The sequence below is a fragment of the Planomonospora antibiotica genome (assembly GCF_014647955.1).
Lineage (GTDB): Bacteria > Actinomycetota > Actinomycetes > Streptosporangiales > Streptosporangiaceae > Planomonospora > Planomonospora parontospora.
Genome location: NZ_BMQE01000036.1, coordinates 46405 through 71287, shown reverse-complemented (window position 1 = coordinate 71287; position 24883 = coordinate 46405). Strand labels below are relative to the sequence as shown.

The window sequence follows — 24883 nt, the reverse complement described above, 5'->3', positions numbered from 1 at the left end:
TTCGAACCCGCGACCCTCACCTTGGCAAGGTGATGCTCTACCACTGAGCCACTTCCGCGTGTTTCCCGGGCGAGCCGGTCTCACGCAGAGAACTCTAGCGAATAGGCGGCGACTCCCCAAACCGGGATTCCGTCCCCGCGTCGCCCAAGGGATGGATGTAAGGGCCTAGCATGGGGGTCACCGGTTACATCGAATGCGAGAGAGTGACACCATGCGCGACAACGTGGTCGTGGACATCGGGCCCGAGCCGCTGACCTTCGCCGAGGTGGTGGCCGTCGCCAGACGCGGCGCCGCCGTACGGCTCACCGACGACGCCGTGGCCGCGATGGCCGCGGCCCGCACCCGCGTCGACGAGCTCGCCGAGAGCCCCACCCCGGCCTACGGGGTGTCGACCGGCTTCGGGGCGCTGGCCACCCGGCACATCGACCCCTCGCTCCGCGCGCAGCTCCAGCGCTCGCTGGTCCGCTCGCACGCCGCCGGGTCCGGCCCGGAGGTGGAGGCCGAGGTGACCCGCGCGCTGATGCTGCTGCGCCTGCACACCCTGGCCACCGGGCACACCGGTGTGCGGCCGCAGACCGCCAGGGTGCTGGCGGACCTGCTCAACGCGCACATCACGCCGGTCGTGCACGAGTACGGCAGCCTGGGCTGCTCCGGAGACCTCGCCCCGCTCTCCCACGTGGCCCTGACGATCATGGGGGAGGGCGTCGTCCGCGACGCCGCCGGAAACCTCACCGGCGCGGCCGAGGCGCTCAAGCAGGCGGGCGTCGAGCCGGTCGAACTGGCCGCCAAGGAGGGCCTCGCGCTCATCAACGGCACCGACGGCATGCTGGGCATGCTGATCCTGGCCATGGACGACCTGGCGAGGCTGTTCAAGACCGCCGACGTCGGCGCGGCCATGAGCGTGGAGGCGCTGCTCGGCACCGACCGGGTCTTCGCCGCCGACCTGCAGGCCCTGCGCCCGCACCCCGGCCAGGCCGCCAGCGCCGCCAACCTCCGGGCGCTGCTCGCCGGCTCGGGCATCATGGCCAGCCACCGGGACGGCACCTGCACCCGCGTCCAGGACGCCTACTCGCTGCGCTGCGCCCCGCAGGTCGCCGGAGCCGCCCGCGACACCCTCGCGCACGCCGCCTCGGTCGCGATGCGCGAGCTCGCCTCCGCGATCGACAACCCGGTGGTCCTGGCCGACGGCCGGGTGGAGTCCAACGGCAACTTCCACGGCGCCCCCGTCGGCTACGTGCTGGACTTCCTGGCCATCGCGGTCGCCGACCTGGCGAGCATCTCCGAGCGGCGCACCGACCGCATGCTCGACGTCGCCCGCAGCCACGGCCTGCCGGCCTTCCTGGCCGACGACCCCGGCGTGGACTCCGGCCACATGATCGCCCAGTACACCCAGGCCGCGATCGTCTCCGAGCTCAAGCGCCTGGCGGTCCCCGCCAGCGTGGACTCCATCCCGAGCTCCGCCATGCAGGAGGACCACGTCTCCATGGGCTGGTCGGCCGCCCGCAAGCTGCGCCGCGCGGTGGACGGGCTGACCAGGGTGCTCGCGGTGGAGATCCTCACCGCGGCCCGCGCGATCGACCTGCGGTCGCCGCACCGGCCCGCGCCCGCGACCGGAGCCGTGGCGGCCGCCCTGCGGGAGGCGGTCGCCGGCCCCGGCCCGGACCGCTTCCTCGCCCCGGAGATCGAGGCGGTGGTGCGGCTGGTCGCGGACGGCGCGGTCGTCGCTGCCGCGGAGGCGGTCACCGGACCCCTGGCCTGACACCGGGGCCCGTCCTCCCCGCGGAGCACCGCTCCGCCCGCGGCCCGGGCCCGCCCCCCCGCGGAAGCACCGCCCGGCACCGGCCCGCCCGCGGCTCGGCATCGGCGGGCTTCCTGCGGCGGCAGGCGGGGCAGGCGGGACAATGGGAGGGTGCACGACTCGTTCGCCCACGTCGGCGGCCTGCTGGCCACCCGGCTCCTCGACGTCACCACCGACCTGTCCGCGCTCGACGGCCGGGGGTGGTGGGCCGTCGTGGTCGACTACGAGGGCAAGGTCACGTGCGCCCGGTTCGCCGACGTCCGGGCCGCGCCGCTGCCCGCGCCGCGCGGGCCCTGGCGCGGTCCGCACCCGTCGCAGTGGCGCAGCTCGCTCGACCGCGCCGCCTACGAGGAGGGCGTGCGCCGCATCCGCGACCGGATCGAGCGCGGCGACGTCTACCAGGCCAACCTGTGCCGGGTGCTCACCGCGCCGCTGACCGGCGACCCGGACCCGGCGGCCCTGGCGCTGCGGCTCGCGGAGGGCAACCCCGCGCCCTACGCCGCCACGGTCAGCCTGCCGGGGCTGAGCGTGGTCTCCGCCTCGCCGGAGCTCTACCTGTCCAGGGAGGGCGACGTGGTCGAGTCCCGGCCGATCAAGGGGACCGGGGCCACCGCGGCGGACCTGCTGGACAAGGACCACGCGGAGAACGTGATGATCGTCGACCTGGTCCGCAACGACCTGGGCCGGGTCGCCGCGGTGGGCTCGGTGAGCGTCCCGGCGCTGTGCGAGGTCGAGGAGCATCCCGGGCTGGTGCACCTGGTCTCCACGGTCCGGGCCCGCCTCGCGCCGGAGTCCGGCTGGCCGGAGCTGTTCGCCGCGACGTTCCCTCCGGGTTCGGTGACCGGCGCACCGAAGTATTCCGCTCTGCGCATCATCGAGGAGCTCGAACCCGAGCCGCGGGGGCCATACTGTGGTGCGGTGGGCTGGGTCGACGCCGATCGGCACCGGGCGTCGCTGGCCGTGGGAATCCGCACGTTCTGGCTCTCGTCCGGCGCCATCCGCTTCGGCACGGGGGCGGGCATCACCTGGGGAAGCGATCCGCGGCGTGAATGGCAGGAAACCGAGCTGAAGGCGTCCCGGCTCATCGCGCTCGCCTCCACCCCTGAAGGAGATTTCCGATGAACGTTCCCGTGTGGGTCAACGGGAGACTGACCGATCCGGCGCAGGCCGCCGTCTCGGTCTTCGACCACGGGCTCATGGTCGGCGACGGCGTGTTCGAGACCGTCAAGTGCGTCGGCGGAGCCCCGTTCGCGCTCACCCGCCACCTGGAGCGGCTCCGGCTCTCCGCCCGGCGGATGGAGATGCCCGAGCCCGACACCGACGCGATCGCCGAGGGCGTGCGGGCCTGCCTGGCCCAGGCGCCCTCCTGGGCCCTGGGCCGGATCCGCATCACCCACACCAGCGGTCCGGGCCCGCTCGGCTCCGACCGGGGCGACCAGGGTCCCACGACCGTGATCGTCGTCGCGGAGCAGCGGCCCTTCCCCGCCACCGCGGACGTCGCCGTGGTGCCGTGGCCGCGCAACGAGCACGGCGCGCTGGCCGGGGTGAAGAGCACCTCCTACGGCGAGAACGCCAAGGCGCTCTTCTACGCCAAGGCCAGGGGCGGCGGAGAGGCGATCTTCGGGAACACCGCGGGGAACCTCTGCGAGGGCACCGGCAGCAACGTCTTCATCGTGCGCGAGGGCCGGCTGATCACCCCCACCCTCGCCGCCGGCTGCCTGGCGGGCGTCACCCGCGCGCTCACCCTGGAGTGGTGCGGCGGGGTGGAGGAGGACGTCCCGCTCGCAGCGCTGCGCGAGGCCGAGGAGGCGTTCCTGACCTCGACCACCCGGGACGTCCAGCCGATCCGGACGGTCGACGGGGCCGTGCTCCCGGCCGCTCCGGGCCCGATCACGGTCAAGGCGATGCGGATCTTCGCCGAGCGCGCCGCGGACGACCTCGACCCGTGACGGCCGGGCGCGGCGATTCCGCTGCGGCCGGCCGGACGGGGGAGGGCCCGGAGGCGGATGTCCGGGCTGCGGGAACGGCTCCCGGGCCGTCGGTCCCCCGGGGACGACGCGTGATCGGGTGAGACGGGCGCCGCCGTACCGGTCGTACGGCGGGCGGCGAGGGGCCGTTCCCCGTACGGGCGGGGAACGGCCCACCGGTCATGGTCTGCCGATGTCTAGTAGGACGTCTGGGTCTGCGCGTTCAGCTCCTTCAGCGACGCCTTCTTCGCCGGGTCGGTCAGCGGGTCGTCGATCCGGAGCACGTCCAGGCCCTTGGTGATGTCGCTGGAGTAGATGTGGCCGTTGTAGTAGTAGGCCGACCAGGAGCCGCCGAGGGTGCTGACCGGGCCGCGCTCGAAGAAGCCGATCTCCCGCGGGTTCGCCGAGTCGGTGAAGTCCCAGACGGAAACCCCGCCCTGGTACCACGACTGGACCATGATGTCCTTGCCCGGGACCGGGAGCAGGTTGCCGTTGTGGGCGACGCAGTTCTCCCCGGGCTGCTGCTCCCTGGGGATCTTGAAGTAGGCGCGCCGGGTGAGCGTGCGGTCCGCGCCCAGGTCGTAGACGGCGCTCGCGCCCTTGGTCCGGGGGGTGCCGCGGTCGCAGGTGGCGCCCGAACCGCCGCCCAGCTCGTCACCGAAGACGAGCTTCGTGGCGTCGTTGTTGAAGGTGGCCGAGTGCCAGATGGAGAAGTTCTCCTCGTCGCTCACGTGCTGGAGCACCTTGGGCCTCACCCGGTCGGAGATGTCCAGCAGGATGCCGTCGCCGAAGCACGCGGCGGCGGCGAGGTCCTTCTCCGGGTAGGCCGTGATGTCGTGGCAGCCGCCGATCTCCGCCTCGGCGCCGGGCTCGGAGATCACCGGCTTGGCGACCACCTTCGCCGCCGCGGGGTCGCCGACGGGCACCTCGACGATCGAGAAGACGTTGTGCGGGGCCGGGCAGGTGGCCGAACCCGGCTCCGGGCCGGGGGAGGAGACGTAGAGGTAGACCGTCTCGGCGCTCTCGCCCGGCACGAGGGTGTGGGTGTGCGAGCCGCAGGCGGTGCTGACGGCCGAGACGAACTTCGGATGGGCCTTGTCGGAGACGTCGAAGATGCGGATGCCCTCCCAGCCGCCGCCCTCCTGGCCGCTGTCCTGGGCGGCGTCGCATCCCGGGCCGCTGCGCGGGGTGTCCACGGAGAGGAAGAGCAGGTTCCCCGTCACCGAGACGTCGTTCTGCTCGCCCGGGCAGAGCACCCGGCTGACCACGGCGGGCTTGGCCGGGTCGGAGATGTCGAACACGGTGAAGCCGTCGTAGTTGCCGACGAACACGTGGTCGCCCTGGAAGGCCAGGTCGGTGCCCCATGACTGGGGGCCGTCGAGGGGCGGCTGCGGCGGCATGTTGGCGACGTGGGTGACGTTGGCGCTGTGCAGCACGTCGCCGGCGTCGGGCTGCGGGGACGCCGGCGCGGACGGGGCGCCCGAGTCCGCGGCGGACGGCGGCGCCGTACCGGGATCCGGCGGTTCGGAGTTCGCGCCGCAACCCGCCATCACGAGCATCGCCGCCAGCGCGAACGCCACGGTTGATCGCACAGTGCCCCCATTGATTCGAATGTTTACCGCATTATTGATGTTATGGGGATTATGTGCCGTTCGAGTCTCGTCCTGGTCGCGATCGTGGGGACGGCGGTCGTGACGGGGTGCGCGGCATCCGCGCCGGGCACGGGATCGCCGCTGGTGGCGGGCACCGGCGCACCGGTCATCGTGCCGGGCGGTCCCGGGGACGCCGGCCGTACGGCGACGCCGGGTGAGCGGCTGGGGGAGTCCGAGGCCCGGGTGGGCGCGGCGGACGTGCGGTTCGCCGAGGGCATGATCCCGCACCACCGCCAGGCCCTGGAGATGGCGGAACTGGTTCCGGCGCGGTCGTCGTCGAAGGAGGTGCGCACGCTCGCGGAGCGGATCGGTGCGGCGCAGCGGCCCGAGATCGCGGCCATGACCTCATGGCTGGAATCGGTCGGCCGCCCCCAGGACGGCCACGGCGGGCACGACGACCACACCGTCACCCCGGAGGAGATGAACCGGCTCAGGACGGCCAGGGGCGCCGCCTTCGACGAGCTCTTCCTGACCTTGATGATCCGTCACCACGAGGCCGCGGTGACGATGGCGTCGCAGCAGCTCAGGACGGGCACGGACCGCGCCATGATCGCCATGGCGGGCGACGTCGTCTCCGGTCAGGGCATCGAGATCGCCCGGATGCGCGGGATGCTCGGCCGGTAGGCGCCGGACCGGATCGCGGCGACCCGGGGCGGGCCGCTGCGCCGGGGGCGGCGGAGCCGGGTGGTCAGGAGCTCCAGAGCATGTTGCTGAGCTCGGAGTCGAGGTTCATGAAGTCGGTCTCCCGGCCCGCGGGGACCAGCTCGTAGGTCCGGTGCAGGAACTCGGTGAGCGGGGCCAGCGGGACCTCGAACAGAGCCTGGCCGAACGGCGAGGTGAGGCTGATGTGCAGGGTCCGCTCCCCGTCGGCGCGGGCGGGCCACACCTGGACGTCGCCGTCGCCGACCCGGCGCACGATGCCGACGGTCAGCAGCTCGCGGGCGAAGATCCACTCCACGGGCTCGTCGTTGCCCACGTGGAAGGCCATCCTGATGGCGTACGGATCGTCGGCCGTGTAGCTCAGTCCGGCGAGCAGGGGGACGGTGCTACGGTCGGGGACCACAAGCCGAAGGCCCAGCTCGGCAGAGACGGTGGTGCTGTTCATCGTCAGCCAAACCTTTTCGTCGTCGGTCCCCTCTGCGGGGCTATCACTGCTGTGACGGGCTTCGTCCATGGCTATGACGCGCAACGATGGGGCCCGTAGGAAAGATTCCGCCTCCGGGCCCTTCTGTAACGCACATCACAGTGCGACATTTGGGCATCAGCCTGGCCAAACGTCATCAACCGCGTCATATTTCCAAGGGTTTTGCGCATCGTTTCCATCACGGTCGACTCCCCTGGAGGGGCGTCCTGGGCGAAGGGGTCCAGCTCGGGTCGTACGGTACTTCTGCGGATCAGGATGATGGTATGACACCGTAGCCCCCCACCGGGGCCATCCGTGGACCTTTGCCTCCTGACGTGCCGCCCCCGTGCCGCCACGCCCAAGATCATGCCGTCGCGCACGTCGTTTCGCCACCGGTCCCGGATTGATGTATGGTTTTCCACGTCGGCGCCGCAAGGGGCCGCAGGGCGGGCGATTAGCTCAGCGGGAGAGCGCTTCGTTCACACCGAAGAGGTCACTGGTTCGATCCCAGTATCGCCCACACAGGTAAGACGCAGGTCAAGGCCCGCCGGTTGACAGCAACCGGCGGGCCTTTCCGTTGTCGCGGACCTCGTGCCCGGCCGCGGTTCCCGATCTCCGAGGGCGCGGCCCCGGCATCCGGGCAGGCGGTGACGGGACCGCCTGCCCGGAAGGCTCCGGTGCTCAGGCGGGGGCGCCGTTCAGGATCTCGACCCGGCCCGTGTCCAGGGAGTAGTACGCGCTGACCACCGCCAGGGCCCCTCTGCTCACCAGCGGCGCGAGGTCCCGATTGCCGCGCAGGTCGTCCGCCGTCAGCTTCACCTGGGCCCTGGTCATCGCCTCGACGGGATCGGCGTGGCTCCCCCGTACGGTCTGTTCGTACGCCGGACGCAGGGCCTGCTCGATCGCCCGCAGGTTGCCCGGCAGCGGCCTGCCTTCCCGCAGGGCCTCGTAGGCGGCGGAGACCGCGCCGCACCGCTGGTGGCCGAGTACGACGATCAACGGGGTCCCGCCGGTCATCGGCCCGTACTCGACGGATCCGGTGACCACCGGCCCCACCGCCAGCCCGCCGGTGCGCATCACGAACAGCTCGCCCAGCCCGGTGTCGAAGACGAGCTCGGGCGCGACCCGGGAGTCGATGCACGCCAGCACCACCCCGTAGGGCTGCTGCTGCTGGGCCAGCAGCTCCCGGCGGGTGGGATCGCGATCCGGATGCCGGAGTTCGCCGGTCACCCAGCGCTCGTTGCCCTTCACCAGCCGTTCGTAGGCGGCCTTCGGCGAGCGCGGAAGCGGTTCCGCGGCGGGTGTGGGCGCCGCCGGGCTCACCGCCCCGGCCGCCGAGCGAGCCGCGAGACATGTGGCGGCGAGGGACATGACACCGGTCAGCAGCGTTCGCCGCCCCGGGCCGTCGACAGGAAGAGTCATGGCCCGACTCCTTCCCGTTTCGGGCAAGGCCCCGGCAATGGAAGCGTCCGGGCAGGATCGAGAACCGCCCGCTCGTGCCCGCCGGCCCGGTCGCCGACGGCGGGAGCAGGTGGGGATCGGGGCCGGAAAGCCTCTGGAACGTGCCATCTCATGACGGTCCCGGACGGGCCCGGAGCGCTTCGGGGTTCCGAAAGTTTTCGCGGCCGTCCGAATGATGAGATGCGCCGGGAAATTTTCATCGGATATGCGGTGGCGAATCAGGCGAATTGCCGTGCGCGCCCTGGTGAAATGGCAGCTGGGGAGGTGTAAGGCCAGGTGGGTGGGGGTTGCGGGTCACGCTCTCCCATAGGCGGAGGCCGTACGGATGGTTGACAATAAGTGCCCGGGATCGCACCCTTTGGTGAGTCAGTTGAACTTTCAACGACGGTCGGTGCGTGCTGGGAAGAGCCAGTGAATGGCCGGACTAATGCTTTCAGCGTGTTGGACGTCATGTCTGATGGTGATTTTTCCGGTGCGTTCGGACGGCTCGGATCCGCCCGCGCGACGACGGGCACCGACCGCCACGAGACAAGGGGTGACCTCATGAAGATCGATCGGTTCTCCGGACCGGTGCTCTCGCTCTTCCGCGCCGTGACGGGCCTGCTGTTCCTGTTCCACGGCCTGGCGTCGATCTTCGGCGTCTTCGGCGGCAACCGCGGCACCGGCCAGGCCGTGGAGTTCGGCGCCTGGCCCGGGTGGTGGGCGGCGCTGATCCAGCTGGTCTTCGGGGCCCTGGTGCTCACCGGGCTCCTCACCCGCCTCAGCGCGCTGGTCTGCTCCGGCTCGATGGCGTACGCCTACTTCGTGGTGCACCAGCCCGAGCACCTCCTGCCGCTGCTCAACGGCGGAGAGCTCGCGGCGCTGTTCTGCTGGTCGTTCCTCCTCGTCGCGGTGCTCGGCCCGGGGCCGTGGGCGCTGGACGCGCTCCTGCGCCGGGACCGCGGGGAGGTCGCGGTGGCGCATCCGCCGGTGGTGGCGACCCAGGTGGGCGCCGAGCGCGCCTGAGGGGCGCCACCACCGGCGGCGGGGCTCAGGCGCCGGACAGACGGATCATGTTCCAGGAGACGGCGGGCAGCACCGCGCGCAGCGTGCCGCCGTCCGCGGTGACGCCGGTGAGCGGCCGGGGGGCGACGCGGTCCGGGTCGTCGGCGGTGTTGCGGGCGTAGACGTCGGGACCGGACAGGGTGACGGCCGCCTGCGGCGCCGCCGTACCGAGGCCGCGGGTGTCCACGGTCAGTTCGAGGGGCTCGCTCGTCGAGCGGTTGACCGCGAAGAGGACCGCCTCCCCGGTCTCGGCGTCCCGGGTGGCCACCGCGTCGAGCAGGGGGACCTCGCCGTACCTGGCGGTCTCGTGGACGGGGGAGACCGGTTCGACGCGCAGGACGTCGCCGCGGGCGTGCGCGGCGGTCAGCGCGAACGGGTGGAAGGTGGTCTGCCGCCAGGCCCGGCCTCCCGGCTCGGTCATGATCGGGGCGATCACGTTGACCAGCTGGGCCAGGGAGGCCGCCGTCACCCGGTCGCTGTGGCGGAGCAGCGAGATCAGCAGGCCGCCCAGGGTCACGGCGTCGGCCAGGTGGTAGTGGTCCTCGAGCAGCGGCGGTGCGACCGGCCAGTCCGCGGGGGGCTCGGCGTTCTGGAAGCGGGACATGTACCAGACGTTCCACTCGTCGAACGACACGTTGATCCGCTTCTTGGCGCCCAGCCGCGCCCGGACGCTGTCGGCGGTGGCCACGACCGACTCCACGAAGTGGTCCATGTCGACGGCCGAGGCCAGGAAACTGGCCAGGTCGCCGTCGTGCTCCTCGTAGTAGGCGTGGCAGGAGACGTAGTCGACCACGTCGTAGGCCTCCTCCAGCACGGTGGCCTCCCAGGCGCCGAAGGTCGGCATGGACGAGCCGGAGCTGCCGCAGGCCACCAGTTCCAGGTCGCGGTCGAGCATGCGCATCGCGCGGCCGGTCTCCGCGGCGAGCCTGCCGTACTCGCGGGCCGTCTTGTGGCCGATCTGCCAGGGGCCGTCCATCTCGTTGCCCAGGCACCACATGCGGATCGCGTGGGGCTCCTTGGCGCCGTTGGCGCGGCGCAGGTCCGACCAGTGGGTACCGGACTCCAGGTTGCAGTACTCCAGCAGGTCGAGCGCCTCCTGGATGCCCCGGGTGCCGAGGTTGACGGCCATCATCGGCTCCACCCCGGCCCTGCGCGCCCAGCGCACGAACTCGTCCAGGCCGACGTGGTTGGGCTCGGTGCTGTGCCAGGCCAGGTCGAGCCGGCGGGGGCGGTTCTCCACCGGCCCGATGCCGTCCTCCCAGCGGTAGCCGGAGACGAAGTTGCCGCCCGGGTAGCGGACGGTCGTCACCCCCAGCTCCCGGGTGAGCTCCAGCACGTCGCGTCGGAAGCCGTCCTCGTCGGCGGTGGCGTGGCCGGGCTCGTGGATGCCGGTGTAGACGCACCGGCCGAGGTGCTCGACGAACGCGCCGAAGGTACGGCGGTGCACCGGCGCGATGCGGAAGGCCGGATCGAGCGTGACGTGTGCCTGCTGCACGGAAGCTGCTCCCTGTCGGTGCTGTGGTGGGCGGGCCCGGCCTCCGGGCCCGCGGCCGGCCCGGAGGCCGGCTCGGCGGCGGTGGGCCGATGCCGCCCGATTGTTAGCGTTATCACAAGGGGCGGTCAAGGGGATCGGCCTGCACCGGAGGCGGCGGACGGCCGGAGAACGGCCGCGCGGGACGGTAGGGCCGGGAGGCCGGAGAACGGCCGCGCGGGACGATACGGCCGGTGGCCTGCGCGCGGGGCGGGCGGGAACCCGCCCGCCGCCGCGTCGGCCCCGTGCCGGGACGGCCTCGGGGCGGGTCAGCGTTCGCCGAGGACGGCCCAGCCGTGGGCGGGGACCAGCGCCGGGTCTCCCGGTGAGGGCGGGCCGGACGACTCGAGGACGGCGAGCCCTCCGGTCCCGCCGGGGGAGGTCCCGGTGAGGATCTCGGCGAAGGTCTCCGGCGGGAAGCGGTAGGGCTCGTCGCCGAGGTTGAGCAGGGTCAGGAGACGGCGGTCCGGGCCGGCGGGGGCGGCGGAGAGCAGCGCGGCGGCCCGGTTGCTCAGGTGCGGCAGGGTGGTGCGGGCCCCGGCCAGCCACGGGTGGCGGCGGCGGAGCCCGATCAGGCGCCGGTGCAGCCGGTGGACGGGCCATCCGGCACCGGGCAGCTCGTCCGGGCGGCCGGGGAAGGCCGGGCGGACCGCGTCGTCCCCGCCGGCCCGGTCCTCCTTGATCCCCCGCATCCCCTGCTCGTCGCCGTAGTAGACGCTGGGCACGCCGCCGACGGTGAACAGCACGGCCAGCGCGTGGCCGAGGTGGCGGTCGTCGTCCAGGCGGCTGGCCAGCCGGGTCACGTCGTGGTTGCCGGCGAAGGTCAGGGGCGTGAAGGCCGAGAGCAGCTCGCCGTGGCGCTCCAGGGTCCAGGCCAGCTCGTAGAGGTTCCCGTCGTTGATCGAGCTCCAGATCGCCTTCCAGAGCTCGTACTGGGTGACGGAGTCCAGCCCGCTGTCCCGGACGTATCCGGCGTAGTCGCCGTGGATGACCTCGCCGACGAACCAGGCGCCGGGGTGCAGCGGCCGGACCCGGTCCAGCGCCTCGCGCCAGAAGCGCGGCGGCACCGCGTAGGCGGCGTCCAGCCGCCAGCCGGACACGCCCCGGCCGAGCCAGTGGTCCATGACGCGCACGACGTGGTCGAGCACCGCGGGCTCGCCGTGGTCGAGGGCGACCAGGTGGTGGTGGCCCTCGAAGGTGTCGTAGCCCGCCCCGCCCGGCGCCCGGCGGAACCACGCGGCCGCGGCCGGGTCGGCGCCGGCCCGCCGGAACACCTCGAAGCCCCGCCCGACGTGGTTGAAGACGCCGTCCAGGACGACGTGCAGGCCCCGGCGGCGGGCGGCGGAGACGAGCCGGTCGAAGTCGGCGTCGTCGCCGAGCCTCGGATCGATCCGGAAGTGGTCGACGGTGTCGTAGCCGTGGGTCTCCGCGGCGAAGACCGGCCCCAGCTGGAGACCGGAGCAGCCCAGCTCGACGGCGTAGTCCAACCAGGCCTCCAGGTGCCGCAGCCGGTGCCGGACGGGGGCTCCGTCCGGGAGCGCGGCCGGTTCGGCGCCGGTGAACCCGAGCGGGTACACCTGCCACCAGATCGCGTGCTCGGCCCACGGCGCCACGGTCGTCCTCCCTGCCTGCTGTCACCTGATTCTCGCAGCGGACCCCCGCCCCGGGCGTCACCCGTGCCCCGTCCGCGCGCCCGCATGGGGGCGGCCCGCGACCGGAAGGCGCGGAGCGGAACGGTCCACGCGGAACAATCTTCGGTTATCGGCGGAAGGCGTCCTACACTGGCCCGAACCACCAGAATGGAGTTCGGTAGCGATGCGAATCGGCCTGTTCATCAACGAGCCCAAGTCCCCCGATGTGCTCGGCAAGCTGCGGGAGAAGATCGCCCGCGGGGCCGATGAGGGCTTCACCTCGGCGTGGGTCTCCCACATCTTCGGACTCGACGCGCTCACCGCCCTGGCCGTGGCCGGCGCCGCGGTGCCGGGGATCGAGCTCGGCACCGCGGTCGTGCCGACCTACCCCCGCCATCCCGCCGCGCTGGCCCAGCAGGCGCTCACGGCCAACGCCGCCCTGGACGGCCGCCTGACCCTGGGCATCGGGCTCTCCCACCAGATGGTGATCGAGGGCATGTTCGGCTACAGCTACGACAGGCCCGCCCGGCACATGCGCGAGTACCTGTCGGTGCTGATGCCGCTGGCGCGGGGGGAGAACGTCGCCTTCGAGGGCGAGACGATCACCGCCCGGATCGGCCTGAGCACGCCCGGCGCGGGGGACATGCCGGTCCTCATCGCGGCCCTGGCCCCGCGGATGCTCAAGCTGGCCGGCGAGGTCGCCGACGGCACCGTGCTCTGGATGACCGGTCCCAGGACCGTCGCCGAGCACATCGCCCCCGCCGTCACCGAGGCGGCGCGGGCCGCGGGCCGCCCCGCGCCGCGGATCGTCTGCGCGCTCCCCGTCTGCGTCACCGACGACGTCGAGGCCGCCCGGGCCAGGGCGGCGAAGGCGTTCGCCGTCTACGGGCAGCTGCCGTCCTACCGGGCGGTGCTCGACCGGGAGGGCGCGGCCGGTCCGGCCGACGTGGCGATCGTCGGGGACGAGGAGACCGTCGCCGCCCGGATCGCGACGCTCGCCGAGGCCGGGGTCACCGACTTCGCCGCCGCCGAGTTCACCCCCGACGACCGGACCCGGCGGTTCCTCAAGACCCTCCTCTGACGTCGCGCCGGGCTTGCGCCGCCGCCGTGCCGGGCGGGCTCCCGCGGCACGGCGCCGGGCCGTACGGCGCAGGTCTTCCAGGGCGCGCCGTACGGTCCCGGGAGCCGCGGGCGCGGTCAGACGCCGAACGCGGCCAGCGTCGCCCAGGCCGAACCGCCGCCGGTGACCACCCCGGCGGCGACCTGGGCGGGGGTGTGGTGCCGCAGCCGCACCCGCGCCCAGCAGATCACCGCGACGACCGGCGCGCCCGCCGCCAGGGCGGGTACGGCGGGCAGCGTGTGGGCGAGCACCACCACGGTGCCCGCCGACACGGCCGCGTGGAAGGAGATCTTCCAGCGGAGGGTGATCGGGACCGTCAGGGCGAGGGCGGCCAGCATCGCGGCCACCGTGGCGACCAGCAGCGGCGGCCCGTCCAGGGAGGCCAGCAGCACCAGGGCGACGACCACCGCGACCATCGCCACCAGCAGCGGCTTGGTCCGGCTCGCCCGGTCGACCAGGTGGTGGGAGTCCAGCCGCCCGGAGCGCACCCCGGCCAGGATCACCCCGGCCGGGACCCCGCCGCACAGCACCGAGGCCATCAGCCCCCACGCCGCGCCCGGCCAGCCGCCCGTGGCCAGGCCGACCACCGGCGGAAGGCCGATGACCAGCGCCTGGGGCGAGAAGACGTCGGTCACCCACCGTGCGACGGTCGCGCCGATCCTGGAGTCCGGCGCCGCTCCCTGGCCCGCCATCGGTCAGTCGTTGGCGTGCAGGATGCTGTTGAGCTCCACCCCGGTGCCCTCGCGGGGGACGACCTCGACGGCGCCGGTGGTGGAGTTGCGGCGGAACAGCAGCCCGGAGGCGCCCGAGAACTCGGCCGCCTTGACGACCGTGCCGTCGGGGAGCGTGACCTTGGTCCCGGCCGTGACGTAGAGACCGGCCTCCACCACCACGTCGTCGCCCAGGGAGATGCCGATGCCGCTGTTGGCGCCGAGCAGGCAGCGCCGCCCGACGGAGATGACCTGCCTGCCGCCGCCCGACAGGGTGCCCATGATCGAGGCGCCGCCGCCGACGTCGGAGCCGTCGCCCACGACGACCCCGGCCGAGATGCGACCCTCCACCATGGAGGTGCCCAGGGTGCCGGCGTTGAAGTTGACGAAGCCCTCGTGCATCACCGTCGTGCCGGCGGCCAGGTGCGCGCCGAGCCGGACCCGGTCGGCCTCGGCGATGCGCACGCCGGTCGGCACCACGTAGTCGACCATCCGGGGGAACTTGTCGACGCCGTAGACGGTCACCTGCCCGCGGGCGCGCAGCCGGAGCCGGACCTCCTCGAAGCCCTCGACCGCGCAGGGGCCGTGATTGGTCCACACGACGTTGCTCAGCAGGCCGAAGACGCCGTCGAGGTTCTGCCCGTGCGGCTTGACCAGCCGCGCGGAGAGCAGGTGCAGGCGCAGGTAGGCGTCGTGCGCGTCGGCGGGCGGCTCCGACAGCTTGGCGATCCCGGTCTCCACGGCGACCACCTCCACGCCGCGGTCGGCGTCGGGGCCGAGCAGCGCGGCGGCGGCCGGGCCGAGGGCCTCGGCGGCCTCCTGCGCGGTCAGCCGCCGGGTGCCCGGTGCGGAGGGCTCACCCAGCCGGGGGGAGGGGAACCAGGTGTCGAGCACGGTCCCGTCAGGGGTGATGGTCGCGATGCCGACGCCGTGGGCGCCGGAAGTCTGAGCTGCTGCGTTCACAGCGACCAAGACTAAATGATGTCCCGGGAGCGGGCCGCGGACGGGCTCGCCGACGGCGGGGCCCGCCCTCCCGCGGAGGGTGCGCCGGAGTTCCGGGCGCGGGTGGCGGAGGGTGCGCCGGAGTTCCGGGCGCGGGTGGCGGGGCGGTCCGCCGGAGGCCGGCTCGGGAGCCGCGGGCCCGCGCCGGGGGAGCGGGCCCGCCCGGTCCGGGGCGCCGCAGGCGGAACGCCCGGGAATTCGCGTTGCGGTCACCGGTAGCATCGGTTTTCTGACCACTCATCGAAGGAGCAACCGTGTCTGCCGTGCCAGAACTTCGCATCACCCTCGCCGGAGCCGAGCGTGTGGTGGCCGGGGGCACGACGTACGGCGACGTCCTCGGAGCCGACGGCCGTTCCGTGGTCGCCGCCCGGGCGAACGGCGAGCTGAGGGACCTCGCGGCGGCCGTGGCCGACGGCGACGTGATCGAGCCCGTCGAGGCCGGCAGCGCCGACGGCCGGGCGATCATCCGCCACTCCACCGCGCACGTCATGGCCCAGGCCGTCCAGGAGATCTTCCCCGAGGCGAAGCTCGGCATCGGCCCGCCGGTCGAGAACGGCTTCTACTACGACTTCGACGTCGCCGCCGCGTTCACCCCCGAGGACCTCAAGCGCGTCGAGAAGCGCATGCGCGAGATCGTCAAGCAGGGGCAGCTGTTCTCCCGCCGCCCCGTCTCCGACGAGGACGCGCGCACCGAGCTCGCCGCCGAGCCGTACAAGCTGGAGCTGATCGGCCTCAAGGGCGGCGCGGCCGACGAGGAGAGCGTCGAGGTCGGCGCCGGCCAGCTGACCATCTACGACAACCTCGACGCCAAGACCGGCGAGCTGTGCTGGAAGGACCTGTGCCGCGGCCCGCACGTGCCGAGCACCCGGTCGATCCCGGCGTTCAAGCTGATGCGCTCCGGCGGCGCCTACTGGCGGGGCAGCGAGAAGAACCCGCAGCTGCAGCGGATCTACGGCACCGCCTGGGAGTCGCGGGAGAAGCAGGACGAATACCTCCACCTGCTGGAGGAGGCCGAGAAGCGCGACCACCGCAAGCTCGGCGCCGAGCTCGACCTGTTCTCCTTCCCCGACGAGCTGGGCTCGGGACTGCCGGTCTTCCACCCCAAGGGCGGCATGATCCGCAAGCTCATGGAGGACTACTCGCGGCGCAGGCACACCGAGGCGGGCTACTCCTTCGTCAACACCCCGCACATCACGAAGGAGAACCTCTACCAGACCTCCGGCCACCTGGACTGGTACGCCGACGGCATGTTCCCGCCCATGGAGCTCGAGGGCGCGAGATACTACCTCAAGCCGATGAACTGCCCCATGCACAACCTGATCTTCCGGGGGCGCGGGCGGTCCTACCGGGAGCTGCCGCTCCGCATGTTCGAGTTCGGCACCGTCTACCGCTACGAGAAGTCGGGCGTCGTGCACGGCCTGACCCGCGTGCGCGGCCTGACCCAGGACGACGCGCACATCTACTGCACCCGCGAGCAGATGCGCGACGAGCTGGCCTCGCTGCTCCGCTTCGTGCTCGACCTGCTGCGCGACTACGGCCTGTCCGACTTCTACCTGGAGCTGTCCACCAAGAACCCGGACAAGTCCATCGGCGACGACGCGACCTGGGAGGAGGCCACCCGGACGCTGCGCGAGGTCGCCGAGTCGGAGCAGCTGGAGCTCGTCCTCGACCCGGGCGGCGCGGCGTTCTACGGGCCGAAGATCTCCGTGCAGGCGCGCGACGCGATCGGCCGTTCGTGGCAGATGTCGACCATCCAGCTCGACTTCATGCTGCCCGAGCGCTTCGAGCTCGAATACCAGAGCGCGGACGGCTCCCGGCAGCGGCCGGTCATGATCCACAGGGCGCTGTTCGGCTCGATCGAGCGCTTCTTCGGCGTCCTGGTCGAGCACTACGCGGGCGCGTTCCCCCCCTGGCTCGCCCCGGTCCAGGTCGTCGGCATCCCGATCGCCGAGGCCCACGTGCCCTACCTGCGGGACGTGGCCGAGAAGGCCCGCGCGCGCGGCATCCGGATCGAGGTGGACGCCTCCGACGACCGGATGCAGAAGAAGATCCGCAACGCGCAGAAGGCCAAGGTGCCGTTCATGCTGCTGGCGGGCGACGAGGACATCGCGGGCGGCGCGGTCTCCTTCCGCTTCCGCAACGGCGAGCAGAAGAACGGCGTTCCGGTCGACCGGGCGATCGACGAGATCGTCGCCGCGATCGAGAACCGCGTCCAGGTCTGACCTCCGCGGCCGGGCCGGACCCCGTACGGGGTCCGGCCCGGCCGGACGGGTCCGGGGCTCAGGCGTCCGTGTCCGGGAGGCCGTCCCGGGCGTCCCCGGCGCCCTCGGAACCGAGCTCGCCGGGCAGCCGCACGTCGTCGACGGTGACGTTGACCTCGACGACCCGCATGCCCAGCATCCGGCTGACCGTGCGGGCCACGTTGGTCTTCACCTCATTGGCCACGTCCATGACCACGTGGCCGTACTCGGCCACGATCGCCACGTCCACGGCGACGGTCCGGTCCTGGACGTGGGCGCCGACGCCCCGGCCGGCCCGCCGGGCGCCGGAGCGCTCCCGGTGCGCCTGCGCCAGGTGGCCGGCGTCCTCGCCCAGGTCGGCGACCCCGGTCACCTCCAGCGTGGCGAGCGCGGCGACCTTCTCGACCACCTCGTCGGCGACCTTGATCCGGCCCTTCACCACGGCCCCGGACACCGGCTCGGGGGCCGAGGCCACGGACAGGCCGAGCGAGAACGGGCGGACGGCGGGCGCCACCGGGTCCGCGGCCGTCGCCGTGATCGCGGGCGTCACCGCGGTCGTCTCGGCGGGGGACGCGATGTCCTCGATGCCCTCCGCGGTTCCTGCGGCTTCGACGGTGTCCTCGACGGATTCCGCGGCGGAGAGGTCGGTCGTCATTGGTGCTCCTCGGCTGTGCTCTGTCACGCTCGCTGGGACTCTGCCGGAATTATCCCCTGCATCGCCGTCACAGCGGTCCCCGGCGCCCCTCCGGCCGCCCCCGGGGAGCAGCAGGGAGGCACCTGACCGGACGGATCCGCCGGGCAATATGCTGGCCGCCATGAGCAACGAGCCAGAGCTCCAGCGGGGAGCGGGAACGCCGGACGCGTTCGAAAGGCTCTGGACCCCTCACCGGATGGCGTACATCAAGGGCGAGAACAAGCCGACCGGCTCGGGTCCGGGGGACGGCTGCCCGTTCTGTGAGATCCCGAGGCTGGACGACGAGGACGGGCTGATCGTGGCCCGGGGCGAGGCCGTCTACGCGGTCCTCAACCTCTACCCCTACAACTCCGGCCACCTGCTGATCTGCCCCTACCGGCACGTTCCGGACTACACCGACCTGAACCCCGCCGAGACCGCGGAGTTCGCCGACTTCACCCGGCGCGGGCTGACCGCCCTGCGCAAGGCCAGCGGCGCGCAGGGCTTCAACGTCGGCATGAACCTCGGCGACGCGGCCGGCGCGGGCATCGCGGCCCACCTGCACCAGCACGTGGTGCCGCGCTGGGGCGGCGACACCAACTTCATGCCGGTGGTCGGCCAGACCAAGGTGCTGCCTCAGCTGCTCCGCGACACCAGGTCGCTGCTGGCCGGCTGCTGGCCCGACGCGTAGGGCGAGCCGCCGTCGCGCAGCACCGCGACGCCCACCGAGAGCACCAGAGGCACGGCCAGCGCCAGCGCCATGGACAGCACCGCCGCGCCCGAGTCGTTGACGAGCATGCCCACCACCCCGCTGACCAGCGTGCCGATCAGGCCCGCCCGCAGCGCCGGGGAGTACGCGAACGCGGCCGGCAGCACCCCGGCGGTGGCCTTCTCCGGCCGCAGCAGCGCGTAGACGAGGAACGCGAGCGCGGCCACCACGATCGGCATCAGGTTGGGGCTGAGGAGCGTGCCCACCATCGCGCCGAACTTGCGGCCGATGACGTCCAGCGCCTCGCCGCTGTAGATCTGGCCGACGAACCGGCCGAGATGGGTCTGGGAGGCCGGCGGGCGCAGGTGGTCGAGGTAGGCGATCGCCATCACGGTGACGCCGCCCGCCGCGCAGAGCGCCCCGAGCCTGACGATCGAGACCCGCCGCCCCCCGACGAGCAGCGCGGCCACCGCGATGCCCGGCACGAACGCGATCACGCCGCCGAAGTCGCTGCCCACGCCCGGCCAGCCGCCCAGGATCATCGCCGAGCCGCCGAGCACCGCGAAGACCGCCATCGCGGCGACCCGGCGGCCCCGGCGCGCCTGCCGGTGCGCGATCGTCGCCGACAGCAGCAGCACCGAGGTGGCGAACAACGCGAACGGGATGTTGCCCAGGCCGTAGTAGCGGGCGCCGACCACCGCCGAGTATCCCATCACGCTGTTGAGCTGCAGGGTCGTCCCGGTCAGCAGGTCGCCGGCGAGCACCGCCGCGGTCACCCCCGCCACGACCGCCAGCGGCCCGAGCGGGCTGCCCCGGCGCAGGGCGGCGCGCCGGGAGCGGGACCGGGGCCCGCCGCGCCGTCCCCGGCGGGCCGCCAGCGCGCGCGAGCGCGACCAGAGGAAGGGCACCGCCAGCGCCGCCGCCGCCAGCAGCAGCGCGCAGACCGCGATCCCCGCGGCCAGGGAGGGCACCGGCGTCCCGGCGCGGTGCCAGTCGGTGAGGTTGACCAGGTACGTCGAGACCGGGAGCGACGCGAGGACGAGGGCGGCCAGCCGTACCCGCCCCAGCCCGCGCCCCCGGCGCAGCAGCAGGAAGGCGGTGGCGTAGAAGACGACCTGGAGCACGGCGACGGTGGTGAAGAAGGCGCCGCCGATCTCCCGGATCGCCTGACCGGCCACGTCGGCGTCGTGCAGCCCGGCCTGCGCCGCCGCGATCCCGCCGGTACGGCCCGCACTCGCCGCCCAGGGTGTGCCGACCACCGACGGCGGCACCGGGACACCGGTCACGGAGAGCATGGTGGCCGTGATGTCCGGCAGGATCGTGACGTCCTCGCGGTGGGTGGAGGCCGCGCCGAGGAACCGGTCCCGGACCTCCGCCCCGGCGCGCATCAGGGCCACCCGCAGGTGCGGCTGCGCGCCGTGGTCGGACAGTCCCGCCAGCAGCACGGTGGTGTCCTCGGGGAGCGCGCTGAGCACCGCACCGGTCTTGACGTCGGCCCGGCGCAGCGCGTCCGCCCGCTGCTGCGGGGTGAGGGCGTCCTCGACGGCGGGCAGCCGCCCGTCGCCCAGGTAGGGCCGGATCAGGTCGTCCACGTCGACCGCGGCCACCCGGCACGCGGCGAGGGCGTCCGCCCGGATCTGGGCGGGCGAGGGCGCGTAGCGGTCCACCTTCCCCGTCCGGTCGGCGAGGGCCAGTGCCGCCCCCGGGCCGACCGCCAGCGTGCAGTCCCCCGCGGCGTGCACGGCCTCGCCGAGGGTCCCGGAGTTCCGCTGCCCGGCCACCTCGAGCAGGTAGTCGTAGCCGGGGACGACCGCGCCGCCGTCGTCGGTGGGCTCGGGCACCGGGGGCAGGCCGCAGGCGTAGCCCACGGCGGACCTGATCCCGGCCGAGACCGTCAGCCACGCGTCGTAGGGGCAGGTCACCCGGCCCACCGCGCGGACCGACAGCGAGCCGGCCGCGCTCTGCGCGGCCAGCTGCCACAGGTTGGGCGTGTCCTTCGGGCTGAGGTCGCTCCAGCGCAGGCCGGGCACCCCGATCAGCACCACCCGTTCGTCGGCGGAGGCGGAGGCCTGCGCCGCTCCCGGCCACAGCACGCTCAGGACCAGCGCGAATGCGAGCAGCGTACGCCTCACCGGTGACCTCCCCAGGCCCTGCGGCCCTGTTCCCACATCGACTGCTCGCACCGTAGGGGAAGATCGCGCGCCGGTCCATCGAAAGCCGGTTTTACCAGGAGAGGGCGGCCCGCCCGGCCGTCAGGGGAGGGCAGGCCGTCCGCTCGTCAGGGGAGGATCGCCCGGGTGGCCGCGCTCTCGTTGTGCAGCCGGTCCAGGGCGGAGACGAGGTAGGTCCCGCCGCCGGTGACGGGCAGGCTCTGGCGCGCGCCGGAGGCCGCGGGCACCACCGCCACCAGGTTGCGGGCGTCGGCCGCCGAGCAGGCGTCCACGCCGCCGGAGGCGACCCGGTAGACCGCGTAGGCGCGGGCCCCGGCGGAGGACTTCCAGGACAGCGCGGCCGCCCGGAGCCTGACGTCGGCGGGCTGGGCCGGGGCCGCGCCGCCCAGGCCCTTGATGAGGGGCATCAGGGCCGGCCGGGAGTAGTGGGCCTTGGCGATCCGGTCCATCGCGCCGAGCGGGTTGGTGCGGACCTGGGTGGCGCTGAAGTAGACGTCGCCGCGGACCTCGGGGTGCTTGCGGTTGCGGGTGAGGTGGGCGGGGAGCTCGCCGGGCTTGGTCCAGGCCGGGGTGTCGGTGGTCCCGACGCGGTAGAGGGCCTGGCCGATGTACAGGTGCACGCCGGTGCCCTCGACCTGCTTGGCCCACCACGGCATCAGCACGTCGTAGTCGGCGACCCGGAAGCCGCGCGGCCAGTACAGCTGCGGCATGACGTAGTCGACCGTGCCCTTGCGGATCCAGTGGCGGGCGTCGGCGTAGATGGAGTCGTAGGCGGACATGCCGCTGGTCGCCGACCCGGCCGGGTCGTTGGACCTGTTGCGCCAGATGCCGAACGGGCTGATGCCGAACTTCACGTGCTTCTTGGTCGCGTGCACGGCCGCGTCCACCTGGGCGACCAGCTTGTTGACGTTGGCGCGCCGCCAGTCGGCGAGCTTCGCGCCGTTGCCGTACCTGGCGAAGGCGGCGCCGTCCTTGAACCTCGTGCCCCGGCCGGGGTAGGGGTAGAAGTAGTCGTCGAAGTGCACGCCGTCGACGTCGTAGCGCCTGACCACGTCCTTGATGACGGTGGTGACGTGGTCGCGGACCGCGGGCAGGCCGGGGTTGTAGTAGAGGCGGCCCTCGTGCTTGACGACCCAGTCGGGGTGCACGCGGGCGGGGTGGGAGGCCGGCAGCGCGCTCACGTCGGTGTCGTAGGCCGCGCGGTAGGGGTTGAACCACGCGTGGAACTCCATGCCGCGCTTGTGGGCCTCGTCGATCAGGAAGGGCATCGGGTCCCAGCCGGGGTCCTTGCCCGCCGTACCGGTCAGGAACTTCGACCACGGCTCCAGGCCCGACCTGTAGAGCGCGTCGGAGGCCGGGCGGACCTGGAGGAAGACCGCGTTGATCCGGCGCTCGGCCGCGCTGTCGAGGAGCTTGACGTAGTCGGCCTTCTGCCTGGCGACCGTCTGCCCGGTGCGCACCGGCCAGTCGATGTTGTTCACCGTGGCGATCCAGATCCCGCGCAGCTGCCGCTTGGGGTATCGCGCGTCGGTACGGCACTGCGCGGCCGCGGTGGTGGCGGTGGCGGTGGCGAGCTCGGAGGCCGCGCCGGGGGCGGCGGCCTCCCGCTGTTCGGCGGCCCCGTCCTGGGGCCCGAAGGTGTAGGCGGCACCGAGCGTGACGGCGGAGAGGGCGGCGGCTGCAAGCAGTGGTCGTCCGGATCGCATGGACCACAGTGTGTCATCGGGAGCGCGATGCTCCGGCCGGAAAAAAGAAATCGATTCGTGATGCTTGTGTTACGGGAGTGCCTTTCCGGGAGGCGTGAGGCGGATGGTCGCGCCTCCCGGAGGGCCGGTCAGGCGGTCACCTTGTCGACGAGGTGGGAGGGGAGCGGCTCATAGCGGAGGAAGGAGCGCCGGAAGGTCCCGGTGCCGTGTGACATCGATCTCAGATCGATGGCGTAGCGGGTCACCTCCAGCTGCGGGACCTCGGCCCGGACCAGGGTGCGCCCGGTCCCGACCGGCTCGGTGCCCAGGACCCGGCCGCGGCGCGAGGACAGGTCGGACATCACCGCGCCGACGTGGTCGTCGGCGACCAGCACGGCGACCTCGTCGACGGGCTCCAGCAGCAGGGTGGGCACCTTGGCGGCGGCCTCCTTCAGCGCGAGCGCCCCGGCGATCTGGAAGGCCATGTCGGAGGAGTCGACCGAGTGGGCCTTGCCGTCGCACAGCGTGACGCGGATGTCCACCATCGGGTAGCCGGCGACCACGCCGCGCTCCATCTGGGTGCGCACGCCCTTCTCCACCGACGGGATGAACTGGCGCGGCACCACCCCACCGACGATCTTGTCCACGAACTCGAAGCCGGAGCCCGAGGGGAGGGGCTCCACCTCGAGGTGGCAGACGGCGTACTGGCCGTGGCCGCCGGTCTGCTTGACGTTGCGGCCCACCACCCGGCAGCTCCCCCCGAGGGTCTCGCGCAGCGGCACCCGCAGGTCGACCTTCTCCACCTCGACGCCGTGGCGCCTGCTCAGCCGGTCCAGCAGGACGTCGGCGTGGGCCTCGCCCATGCACCACAGGACGAGCTGCTTGGTCTCGGGGTTGTTCTCCAGGCGGAGCGTGGGGTCCTCGGCGACGAGGCGGCCGAGGGCCTGGCCGAGCTTGTCGTCGTCGGCCTTGGAGCGGGCCTGGATCGCGACCGGGAGCAGCGGGTCGGGCATCGTCCACGCGGTCATCAGCAGCGGGCGGTCCTTGTCGGACAGGGTGTCGCCGGTCTCGGCGCGGGCCAGCTTGGCCACCGCGACGACGTCGCCCGCGACGCCCTTCGCGGCGGGGCGCTGGTGCTTGCCCAGCGGGCAGGAGAGCGCGCCGAGGCGCTCGTCCACGTCGTGGTCCTCGTGCCCGTGGTCGGCCAGGCCGTGCCCGGAGACGTGCACGGTCGCGTCCGGGCGCAGCGTCCCGGAGAACACGCGCACCAGGCTGATCCGGCCCACGTAGGGGTCGCTGGTGGTCTTGACGACCTCGGCCACCAGGGGGCCGTCGGGGTCGCACGCGATGTCGGCCACCGGCTCGCCGTCGATCGTGGTGATCTCCGGCAGCGGGTGCTCCAGGGGGGAGGGGAAGCCCTGCGTGATGAGCTGGAGGACCTCCGCCGCGCCCACGCCGGTCCCGGTGGCCAGGACGGGATAGAAGCCGCCGCGCGCGACGGCCTTCTCCAGGTCGCCGACGAGGACCTTGACGTCGATCTCCTCACCGGAGAGGTAGCGGTCCATCAGGGACTCGTCCTCGCTCTCCTGGATGATCCCCTCGATCAGGGTGCCGCGGTAGCGGTCGATCTGGTCCTGGTAGTCGGGGCCAGGGGCGTTCTCGGTCCGGGTGCCGGTGGCGTAGTTGTAGAACCGCTGCGTCAGCAGCCCGATCAGGCCGTTCACCCTGCCGTTGGTCACCACCGGCAGGTACAGCGGGGCCACGCCGTCGCCGAACGCGTCCTGGCAGGCGGTGAGGGCCTCGGCGAAGTCGGCCCGCTGGTGGTCGATCTTGGTGATGACGACGGCGCGGGGCATGCCGACCGCCGCGCACTCCTCCCACAGCATCCGGGTCAGGCCGTCCACGCCGTCGGTGGCCGGGACGACGAACAGGGCCGCGTCGGCCGCGCGCAGGCCCGCGCGCAGGTCTCCGACGAAGTCGGCGTAGCCGGGGGTGTCCAGCAGGTTGATCTTCACGCCGTCGTGGAGCACCGGGGCGACGGTGAGGTTCACCGAGCGCTGCTGCCGTATCTCGACCTCATCGAAGTCGCTGACCGTGGTGCCGTCCTCGACCCGGCCGGGCCGCTGGACGGTCCCCGTCGCGACCAGGAGCGACTCGACCAGCGTCGTCTTGCCCGCTCCCGAATGGCCGACCAGCACGACGTTGCGCACCATGTCCGGCCGGTCGGCCACGGGCGCCCTGCCCGCGGCTCCCGATGCGCCGGTCGATTTCTCCGCCATGTCGCCTCCCGTGTCGCTGCCGAAAGGGGGCGGTCGCGCGCGGCCGCACCCTGGGGGTCCGCCTCCGCGTCCGGATACCGCCGGGTC

General features: G+C 73.1%; 19 protein-coding genes and 1 tRNA gene. 9 read left to right on the top strand and 11 right to left on the bottom strand.

All coding sequences use genetic code 11. From position 1 onward, the window contains the following. Window positions 1-211 precede the first annotated feature (211 nt). The 3 genes from hutH to IEZ06_RS26450 all read left to right on the top strand — a co-directional run bounded on the left by hutH (window position 212) and on the right by IEZ06_RS26450 (window position 3747). On the top strand, window positions 212-1759 hold the full coding sequence (gene hutH, locus IEZ06_RS26460; RefSeq protein WP_189239384.1) for a histidine ammonia-lyase: 1548 nt from the start codon (window positions 212-214) through the stop codon (window positions 1757-1759). Between the two features lie 150 nt (window positions 1760-1909). Beyond that, window positions 1910-2920: a chorismate-binding protein gene (locus IEZ06_RS26455; protein ID WP_189239383.1), complete on the top strand. Its 1011-nt coding sequence runs from the start codon at window positions 1910-1912 to the stop codon at window positions 2918-2920. After that, window positions 2917-3747 carry an aminotransferase class IV gene (locus IEZ06_RS26450; protein WP_189239382.1) on the top strand — a complete coding sequence of 277 codons (831 nt, stop codon included), beginning with the start codon at window positions 2917-2919 and terminating at the stop codon, window positions 3745-3747. The genes IEZ06_RS26455 and IEZ06_RS26450 overlap by 4 nt, the downstream gene beginning before the upstream one ends. Window positions 3748-3962: 215 nt before the next feature. Here the strand turns inward: IEZ06_RS26450 and IEZ06_RS26445 are convergent, their stop codons facing one another. Continuing rightward, on the bottom strand, window positions 3963-5357 hold the full coding sequence (locus IEZ06_RS26445; RefSeq protein WP_229798711.1) for an LVIVD repeat-containing protein: 1395 nt from the start codon (window positions 5355-5357) through the stop codon (window positions 3963-3965). Window positions 5358-5408: 51 nt separating this feature from the next. Between IEZ06_RS26445 and IEZ06_RS26440 the strand changes: the two genes are divergently transcribed. Beyond that, a complete protein-coding gene (locus tag IEZ06_RS26440) occupies window positions 5409-6041 on the top strand; it encodes a DUF305 domain-containing protein (RefSeq protein ID WP_189239381.1) in 633 nt (210 codons plus the stop codon). Between the two features lie 64 nt (window positions 6042-6105). Here IEZ06_RS26440 and IEZ06_RS26435 read toward each other — a convergent pair whose 3' ends face one another. Further along, a complete protein-coding gene (locus IEZ06_RS26435; protein WP_068895435.1) occupies window positions 6106-6522 on the bottom strand; it encodes an SsgA family sporulation/cell division regulator in 417 nt (138 codons plus the stop codon). Window positions 6523-6988: 466 nt separating this feature from the next. On the opposite strand from IEZ06_RS26435, the gene IEZ06_RS26430 reads away from it, so the two are divergent. Continuing rightward, window positions 6989-7060, top strand: a tRNA-Val gene (locus IEZ06_RS26430). A gap of 161 nt (window positions 7061-7221) precedes the next feature. Here IEZ06_RS26430 and IEZ06_RS26425 read toward each other — a convergent pair. Beyond that, window positions 7222-7962 (bottom strand): carbonic anhydrase, encoded by a 741-nt coding sequence (locus tag IEZ06_RS26425; protein ID WP_203871738.1) that lies wholly within the window; start codon window positions 7960-7962, stop codon window positions 7222-7224. A 582-nt stretch (window positions 7963-8544) separates the two neighbouring features. Between IEZ06_RS26425 and IEZ06_RS26420 the strand changes: the two genes are divergently transcribed. Next, window positions 8545-9006 (top strand): DoxX family protein, encoded by a 462-nt coding sequence (locus IEZ06_RS26420; protein WP_189239380.1) that lies wholly within the window; start codon window positions 8545-8547, stop codon window positions 9004-9006. Between the two features lie 25 nt (window positions 9007-9031). Here the strand turns inward: IEZ06_RS26420 and arfA are convergent, their stop codons facing one another. Further along, window positions 9032-10540 (bottom strand): arabinosylfuranosidase ArfA, encoded by a 1509-nt coding sequence (gene arfA, locus IEZ06_RS26415; RefSeq protein WP_189239379.1) that lies wholly within the window; start codon window positions 10538-10540, stop codon window positions 9032-9034. A gap of 305 nt (window positions 10541-10845) precedes the next feature. Continuing rightward, window positions 10846-12189: an alpha-amylase family protein gene (locus IEZ06_RS26410; RefSeq protein ID WP_189239378.1), complete on the bottom strand. Its 1344-nt coding sequence runs from the start codon at window positions 12187-12189 to the stop codon at window positions 10846-10848. A 202-nt stretch (window positions 12190-12391) separates the two neighbouring features. Here IEZ06_RS26410 and IEZ06_RS26405 point away from each other — a divergent pair, with 202 nt between their 5' ends. Next, on the top strand, window positions 12392-13288 hold the full coding sequence (locus tag IEZ06_RS26405) for a TIGR03564 family F420-dependent LLM class oxidoreductase (protein WP_189239377.1): 897 nt from the start codon (window positions 12392-12394) through the stop codon (window positions 13286-13288). A 116-nt stretch (window positions 13289-13404) separates the two neighbouring features. Here the strand turns inward: IEZ06_RS26405 and IEZ06_RS26400 are convergent, their stop codons facing one another. Both IEZ06_RS26400 and dapD read right to left on the bottom strand, forming a co-directional pair. After that, on the bottom strand, window positions 13405-14019 hold the full coding sequence (locus tag IEZ06_RS26400) for a phosphatase PAP2 family protein (protein ID WP_189239376.1): 615 nt from the start codon (window positions 14017-14019) through the stop codon (window positions 13405-13407). Window positions 14020-14022: 3 nt separating this feature from the next. Beyond that, window positions 14023-15000 (bottom strand): 2,3,4,5-tetrahydropyridine-2,6-dicarboxylate N-succinyltransferase, encoded by a 978-nt coding sequence (dapD, locus tag IEZ06_RS26395; protein ID WP_189239375.1) that lies wholly within the window; start codon window positions 14998-15000, stop codon window positions 14023-14025. Between the two features lie 293 nt (window positions 15001-15293). On the opposite strand from dapD, the gene thrS reads away from it, so the two are divergent. Then, window positions 15294-17261 (top strand): threonine--tRNA ligase, encoded by a 1968-nt coding sequence (gene thrS, locus IEZ06_RS26390; protein WP_189239374.1) that lies wholly within the window; start codon window positions 15294-15296, stop codon window positions 17259-17261. A gap of 58 nt (window positions 17262-17319) precedes the next feature. On the opposite strand, the gene IEZ06_RS26385 is transcribed toward thrS, so the two are convergent. Then, window positions 17320-17934 carry an Asp23/Gls24 family envelope stress response protein gene (locus IEZ06_RS26385; RefSeq protein ID WP_189239373.1) on the bottom strand — a complete coding sequence of 205 codons (615 nt, stop codon included), beginning with the start codon at window positions 17932-17934 and terminating at the stop codon, window positions 17320-17322. A gap of 160 nt (window positions 17935-18094) precedes the next feature. Here IEZ06_RS26385 and IEZ06_RS26380 point away from each other — a divergent pair, with 160 nt between their 5' ends. After that, on the top strand, window positions 18095-18643 hold the full coding sequence (locus IEZ06_RS26380) for an HIT family protein (RefSeq protein WP_229798710.1): 549 nt from the start codon (window positions 18095-18097) through the stop codon (window positions 18641-18643). Here the strand turns inward: IEZ06_RS26380 and IEZ06_RS26375 are convergent. The 3 genes from IEZ06_RS26375 to IEZ06_RS26365 all read right to left on the bottom strand — a co-directional run bounded on the left by IEZ06_RS26375 (window position 18589) and on the right by IEZ06_RS26365 (window position 24796). Next, window positions 18589-20793, bottom strand: coding sequence for a hypothetical protein (locus tag IEZ06_RS26375; RefSeq protein ID WP_189239371.1), 2205 nt, complete (start codon window positions 20791-20793; stop codon window positions 18589-18591). The genes IEZ06_RS26380 and IEZ06_RS26375 overlap by 55 nt on opposite strands. Window positions 20794-20939: 146 nt before the next feature. Next, window positions 20940-22538: a glycoside hydrolase family 10-like protein gene (locus IEZ06_RS26370; RefSeq protein ID WP_189239370.1), complete on the bottom strand. Its 1599-nt coding sequence runs from the start codon at window positions 22536-22538 to the stop codon at window positions 20940-20942. Between the two features lie 128 nt (window positions 22539-22666). Further along, window positions 22667-24796, bottom strand: coding sequence for an elongation factor G-like protein EF-G2 (locus IEZ06_RS26365; RefSeq protein ID WP_189239369.1), 2130 nt, complete (start codon window positions 24794-24796; stop codon window positions 22667-22669). Window positions 24797-24883 lie beyond the last annotated feature (87 nt).